Annotated in this window: 8 protein-coding genes and 1 pseudogene; all 9 read left to right on the forward strand. The window is 68.7% G+C overall.

All coding sequences use genetic code 11. The features are described 5' to 3' along the window. Positions 1-289: 2Fe-2S iron-sulfur cluster-binding protein (locus GRX31_RS30005; protein ID WP_160856203.1), on the forward strand; the 289-nt coding region annotated here is incomplete at its 5' end. A gap of 212 nt (positions 290-501) precedes the next feature. Then, positions 502-1,623: a bifunctional 3,4-dihydroxy-2-butanone-4-phosphate synthase/GTP cyclohydrolase II gene (ribBA, locus tag GRX31_RS30010; RefSeq protein WP_016450459.1), complete on the forward strand. Its 1,122-nt coding sequence runs from the start codon at positions 502-504 to the stop codon at positions 1,621-1,623. Positions 1,624-1,626: 3 nt separating this feature from the next. Next, entirely contained in the window at positions 1,627-2,097 is a 471-nt protein-coding gene (ribH, locus tag GRX31_RS30015) for a 6,7-dimethyl-8-ribityllumazine synthase (protein WP_016450458.1), read from the forward strand. After that, positions 2,094-2,684 (forward strand): transcription antitermination factor NusB, encoded by a 591-nt coding sequence (gene nusB / locus GRX31_RS30020; RefSeq protein WP_016453904.1) that lies wholly within the window; start codon positions 2,094-2,096, stop codon positions 2,682-2,684. Before ribH ends, nusB begins: the two co-directional genes overlap by 4 nt. A gap of 115 nt (positions 2,685-2,799) precedes the next feature. Continuing rightward, a complete protein-coding gene (locus tag GRX31_RS30025; RefSeq protein WP_160856205.1) occupies positions 2,800-3,984 on the forward strand; it encodes a pyridoxal phosphate-dependent aminotransferase in 1,185 nt (394 codons plus the stop codon). A gap of 12 nt (positions 3,985-3,996) precedes the next feature. Continuing rightward, the gene (gene ybgC / locus GRX31_RS30030; RefSeq protein ID WP_016450455.1) at positions 3,997-4,413 is read left to right on the forward strand and encodes a tol-pal system-associated acyl-CoA thioesterase; all 417 of its coding nucleotides are present in this window, start codon (positions 3,997-3,999) and stop codon (positions 4,411-4,413) included. Beyond that, entirely contained in the window at positions 4,410-5,114 is a 705-nt protein-coding gene (gene tolQ, locus GRX31_RS30035; protein WP_016450454.1) for a protein TolQ, read from the forward strand. The genes ybgC and tolQ overlap by 4 nt, the downstream gene beginning before the upstream one ends. A gap of 30 nt (positions 5,115-5,144) precedes the next feature. Further along, complete coding sequence (locus tag GRX31_RS30040) at positions 5,145-5,570, forward strand: biopolymer transporter ExbD (RefSeq protein WP_016453907.1); 426 nt, start codon at positions 5,145-5,147, stop codon at positions 5,568-5,570. Between the two features lie 24 nt (positions 5,571-5,594). Further along, positions 5,595-5,797 (forward strand): annotated as a pseudogene (locus GRX31_RS30045) (cell envelope integrity protein TolA); the annotation flags it as partial.

Raw genomic sequence — 5,797 nt, forward strand, 5'->3', positions numbered from 1 at the left:
CCCTTTTTCCCCGCCCTTCTTCACTGCCCGCCTCACGCCCAGCGGTCTGCAGGTCGATGCCTGGGCCGACCAGCCGCTGTTGCACTCGCTGGAGCAGGGCGGCGTGGACTGGCCCAGTTCCTGCCGCAACGGCACCTGCCGCACCTGCATCGGGCAGTTGGTGTCGGGCAGCGTGCGCTACGAGATCGAATGGCCGGGCGTGACGCGCGAGGAGCGGGCCGAGGGCTGCGTACTGCCCTGCATCGCCTATCCCGAAGGCGATGTGGTGCTGCAGGACCCCGGCCCCTGAATCCGGCCAAAGCCCGCGCCGCCTGCGGCCGATGGCCGCTGGAATAGAATGTGCGCTTTCGCAAGGTCATTCCGGGTCATGCCGATTGCCGACAGCGGCTGCGCCGCGCCACACGTTCTTTGGAAGCCCACTTCTGACGCCTGCCAGGCCGAGGAAGCCGGCGCGTGTGCCGCGCCCCGTCCGCACGACCCGGCTCCTCCAGAAGGCACTCCATGAACAACTCCACGTCCCCCGTGCCCATCTCGCCGGTGGAAGACATCATTGCCGACATGCGCGCGGGCCGCATGGTCATCCTCGTCGATGAGGAAGACCGCGAGAACGAAGGCGACCTGGTGCTGGCCGCCGACCATGTCACCCCCGAGGCCATCAACTTCATGGCGCGCTTCGGCCGCGGCCTGATCTGCCTGACGCTCACGCGCGAGCGCTGCGAATACCTGAAGCTGCCGCCCATGGCCGCGCGCAACGGCACCGTGTACAGCACGGCCTTCACCGTCTCCATCGAAGCGGCCGAGGGCGTGACCACCGGCATCTCCGCCGCCGACCGCGCCCGTACCGTGCAGGCCGCCGTGGCCAAGGACTCCAAGCCCACAGACCTGGTCCAGCCGGGCCACATCTTCCCGCTGCAGGCCGTCGACGGCGGCGTGCTCATGCGCGCCGGTCACACCGAGGCCGGCTGCGACTTCGCCGCCCTGGCCGGCTGCAGCCCCGCCGCCGTGATCTGCGAGATCATGAAGGACGACGGCACCATGGCCCGCCTGCCCGACCTGCAGCTGTTCGCGGCCGAGCACGGCCTGAAGATCGGCACCATTGCCGACCTGATCCAGTACCGCAGCCGCAACGAAACTCTGCTCAGCAAGGTCGGCGAGCGCCCGCTGCAGACGGCGCATGGCGAGTTCATCGCCCATGCCTTCCGCGACCTGCCCAGCCAGTCCGTGCACCTGGCCCTGGTCAAGGGCCAGTGGGATGCCGACACGCCCGTGCCCGTGCGCGTGCATGAGCCGCTGTCCGTGCTGGACGCGCTGGAGACCGGCCGCACCCTGCATTCCTGGAGCCTGGACACCAGCCTCGAATACATCGCCCGCCAGGGCCACGGCGTGGCCGTGCTGCTCAACTGCGGCGAAAGCGGCGACCAGCTGCTGGCCCAGTTCGACGGCAGCGCACGCGCCGCCCAGGCGCCCGAGCGCGGCCGCATGGACCTGCGCACCTATGGCGTGGGCGCGCAGATACTGCGCGAGTGCGGCGTGCAGCGCATGCAGCTCATGGGCCAGCCGCGCCGCCTGCCCAGCATGGCCGGCTACGGCCTCGAAATCAGCGGCTACATCCCCAAGGAATAAGAAATGTTGAACGCAGAAAAGGGCCAGGCCCTGAATCTTGATGGTGCGCAACTGCGCATTGGCATCGTGCAGGCCCGCTTCAATGAAAGCATCACCAACAGCCTGACCCAGGCCTGCCGCGAAGAGCTGCTGGCCCTGGGCGTGCAGGCCGGAAACATCGACCACGTCACCGTGCCCGGCGCCCTCGAAGTGCCCGTGGCGCTGCAGGCGATGGCCGAGTCCGACCGCTACGACGCCCTGGTGGCGCTGGGCTGCATCATCCGTGGGGAGACATACCACTTCGAGCTGGTGGCCAACGAATCGGGCGCGGGTGTCACGCGCCTGGCCCTGGACTACCAGCTGCCGATCGCCAACGCGATCATCACCACCGAGAACACCGAGCAGGCCATTGCACGCCAGACCGAAAAGGGACGCGACGCGGCCCGGGTCGCCGTGGAAATGGCCAACCTGCTCCAAACCATTGACCGACCATGAGCGACGAACACTCCACACCGGCCTCCGCACGCCCTCCCCGCCAGAGCCGCACCGGCCTGACCAGCACCGGCGCGCGCAAGGCCGCCTCCAAGTCCAACCGCAGCCGCGCGCGTGAATTCGCGCTGCAGGCCCTGTACCAGCACCTGGTGGGCGGCAACGACGTGGAGGCCATCGACCGCTTCACGCGCGACCTGTCGGGCTTTCACAAGGCCGACTCGGTGCACTACGACGCGCTGCTGCGCGGCTGCATCAACTCCCAGGTGGACCTGGACGCACTGATCGCCCCCAAGCTGGACCGCACCATGGCCGAGATCTCGCCCATCGAGCACGCCAGCATGTGGATAGGCGTCTATGAATTCCAGCACTGCATGGACGTGCCCTGGCGCGTGGTGCTCAACGAGTGCATCGAGCTGGCCAAGGAATTCGGCGGCACCGACGGCCACAAGTACGTGAACGCCGTGCTCAACGGCCTGGCGCCCACGCTGCGCGCCGATGAGGTGGCACACGACCGCGCCGCAAAGAGCAGCGCAGCGCCTGCTGCGCCGGCCGCGCCTGCGGCCGACGACGCGGCCGGCCAGGCCGGCTGAAGCGCGTCCTGCCACGCGCCTGCATCCACCGGGGCACAGGCCCCGCCGCATCCGGCCGTCCCTGGCCCGCCCGCGCCTGCCGGGCGCGGGCGCCTCTTTCAGGATTTCACCCGTCATGAAGTTTTCGACCCGCGCCGACCGCATTGAGCCCTTTTACGTGATGGAGATCGCCAAGGCGGCGCAGGAGATGGCGCGCGGCTGCGCGGACAGCGACACGCCGATGATCTTCCTGAACATCGGCGAGCCCGACTTCACCGCGCCCCCGCTGGTGCAGGAGGCTGCGGCCCGTGCCGTGCAGGACGGCGCCACGCAGTACACGCCGGCCCTGGGCCTGCCCCAGCTGCGCGAGCGCATCAGCCACTGGTATGCGCAGCGCTTCGGCGTGGATGTGCCGGCGCGGCGCATCGTGGTCACGGCCGGCGCCTCGGCCGCGCTGCAGCTGGCCTGCCTGGCGACCATCGACGCGGGCGACGAAATCCTCATGCCCGATCCCAGCTATCCCTGCAACCGCCACTTCGTGAGCGCAGCCGAAGGCCGGGCCGTGATGGTGCCGACCACGGCGGCCGAGCGCTACCAGCTGAGCGCCGACAAGGTCGAGGCCGCCTGGAACGCGCACACGCGCGGCGTGCTGCTGGCCTCGCCCTCCAACCCCACCGGCACCTCGATTGCACCGGCCGAGCTGCGCCGCATCCTTGACGTGGTGCGCGCCCGGGGCGGGCTGACCATCATCGACGAGATCTACCTGGGCCTTTCGTACGATGCGGCTTTCGGCCAGACCGCGCTGGCGCTGGGCGAGGACGTGATCAGCATCAACAGCTTCAGCAAGTACTTCAACATGACGGGCTGGCGCCTGGGCTGGATGGTGGTGCCCGAGGCCATGGTGCCCGTGGTCGAGCGCGTGGCGCAGAACCTCTTCATCTGCGCCAGCACCGTCTCGCAGCGCGCCGCCCTGGCCTGCTTCGAGCCCGAGTCCATTGCCGAGTACGAACGCCGCCGCGCCGAGTTCAAGGCCCGGCGCGACTTCTTCATCCCCGCGCTCGAGGCCCTGGGCCTGCGCGTGCCCGTACAGCCCGACGGCGCCTTCTACGCCTGGGCCGACTGCCGTGCCGCTGCCGCCAGGCTCGGCGTCCAGGGCAGCTGGGACTTTGCCTACGCCGTCATGGAGCGCGCCCACCTGGCCATCACGCCGGGCCGCGACTTCGGCACGTTCGAGACCGCCGACTTCGTGCGCTTTTCCACGGCCAACTCCATGGAACAGCTGCAGGAGGCCGTGCGCCGCCTGCAGCGCCTGCTGGCCTGAGGCCCGCCGCACATGGCCTTCGAATTTCCCATCCGCGTCTACTGGGAGGACACCGATGCCGGCGGCATCGTGTTCTACGCCAACTATCTGAAGTTCTTCGAGCGTGCCCGCACCGAGTGGCTGCGCGCCCTGGGCATAGGCCAGCAGCAGTTGCGGGAACAAACGGGCGGCATGTTTGTCGTAACCCAGGCCCAGCTGCAATACCTGCGGGCGGCCCGGCTCGATGACCAACTCCTTGTTACCGCCGAGCTGCAAAGCAGCGGCCGCGCTTCGCTGACAATACGCCAGCAGGCGCTGCTGGCATCCGCCGGCGATGGCAATGCGCCGCCGCCCCTGTTGTGCGAAGGCACGATCCGCATTGGATGGGTGGATGGCTCGACCATGCGCCCCGCAAGAATTCCGAACCGCATCCTGGAGCAACTCTCATGAACTCCCATGACATGTCCATACTCAGCCTCGTGCTGCAGGCCAGCTGGGTCGTGCAGCTGGTCATGCTGATCCTTGTGGGCGCCTCGGTGGCCAGCTGGGCCACCATCTTCCGCAAGTCGCAGACCTTGAAGCGCGTGCGCACGCTCAACGACGGCTTCGAGCAGGACTTCTGGTCGGGCACCAGCCTCAACGACCTCTATGCCTCGGCGGCCCACCATGCCAAGCAGGGCGGCCCCATGGAACGCATCTTCGCCAGCGGCATGCGCGAGTACCAGAAGCTGCGCGAGCGCCGCATCGCCGATGTGAACCAGTTGATGGACGGCACGCGCCGCGCCATGCGCGCCAGCTTCCAGCGCGAGATGGACGAGGTCGAATCGGGCCTGTCCTTCCTGGGCACCGTGGGCTCGGTCTCTCCCTACGTGGGCCTGTTCGGCACCGTCTGGGGCGTGATGCACGCCTTCACCGGCTTTGCCAACATGGAGCAGATCACGCTGGCCACCGTGGCCCCCGGCATTGCCGAGGCGCTGGTGGCCACGGCCATGGGCCTGTTCGCCGCCATCCCGGCCGTCACGGCCTACAACCGCTACGCCCACCAGATCGACCGCGTGGCCAGCCAGCAGGAAACCTTCATCGAAGAGTTCTCCAACATCCTGCAGCGCAACGTGGGTGCGACCGGCTCCAGCACCCCGTCCGGCCATTGAAGTCGCGCACAGTTTGCAAGGAGTGAGCACATGCCCGCAGTAGCCTCGCGCGGCGGCCGCAGCCGCCGCACCGTCAACGAGATCAACATGGTGCCCTTCATCGACGTGATGCTGGTGCTGCTCATCATCTTCATGGTGACGGCGCCCATGCTCACGCCGGGCTCCATCAACGTGCCCAGCGCCGGCAAGGCCGCGCGCACGCCCCCGAAGCGCGCCGACGTGATGATCGACAAGGACGGCGGCATCCGCATCAAGGCCGGCAGCACCGACAAGACCGTCACGATCCAGGAACTGGGCGCGGTCGCCAGGAGCTGGCAGGACCAGCAAAGCGACGACAGCGCCGTGCTGATCTCGGCCGACAAGAAGCTGCCCTTCGAGACCGTGATGGCCGCCATGTCGGCCCTGCAATCGGCCGGCGTCAAGCGCGTGGCCTTCGGCGTCAAGTCCTCCCAGTAAGCAGCGCCGCCCGCCTTCGACTCCATGCCCAACCTGCAAGACCACGACCAGTTCGCACCGCCGCGCACGCGCGGCCGCACCCGTTCGTGGGCCATGGCCGTGGCCGCGCACGGGCTGCTCGTGGCCGCCATGCTGTGGACCGTGCGCCCCCCGAAGCAGGCCGACGAGCCCATGGTCGAGGCCGAGTTCTGGTCCACGGCCGCGCCGGCCCCTGCCCTGCCCGTGCC

The organism is Delftia sp. CH05 (genome assembly GCF_009827015.1).
Taxonomy (GTDB): domain Bacteria; phylum Pseudomonadota; class Gammaproteobacteria; order Burkholderiales; family Burkholderiaceae_C; genus Comamonas; species Comamonas tsuruhatensis.

Excerpts from the sequence above, each read along its gene's own strand:
- ribH (WP_016450458.1), top strand. The coding sequence starts at position 1,627 with ATGTTGAACGCAGAAAAGGGCCAGGCCCTGAATCTTGATGGTGCGCAA.
- tolQ (WP_016450454.1), top strand. The coding sequence starts at position 4,410 with ATGAACTCCCATGACATGTCCATACTCAGCCTCGTGCTGCAGGCCAGC.
- nusB (WP_016453904.1), top strand. The coding sequence starts at position 2,094 with ATGAGCGACGAACACTCCACACCGGCCTCCGCACGCCCTCCCCGCCAG.
- ybgC (WP_016450455.1), top strand. The coding sequence starts at position 3,997 with ATGGCCTTCGAATTTCCCATCCGCGTCTACTGGGAGGACACCGATGCC.
- GRX31_RS30040 (WP_016453907.1), top strand. The coding sequence starts at position 5,145 with ATGCCCGCAGTAGCCTCGCGCGGCGGCCGCAGCCGCCGCACCGTCAAC.
- ribBA (WP_016450459.1), top strand. The coding sequence starts at position 502 with ATGAACAACTCCACGTCCCCCGTGCCCATCTCGCCGGTGGAAGACATC.
- GRX31_RS30025 (WP_160856205.1), top strand. The coding sequence starts at position 2,800 with ATGAAGTTTTCGACCCGCGCCGACCGCATTGAGCCCTTTTACGTGATG.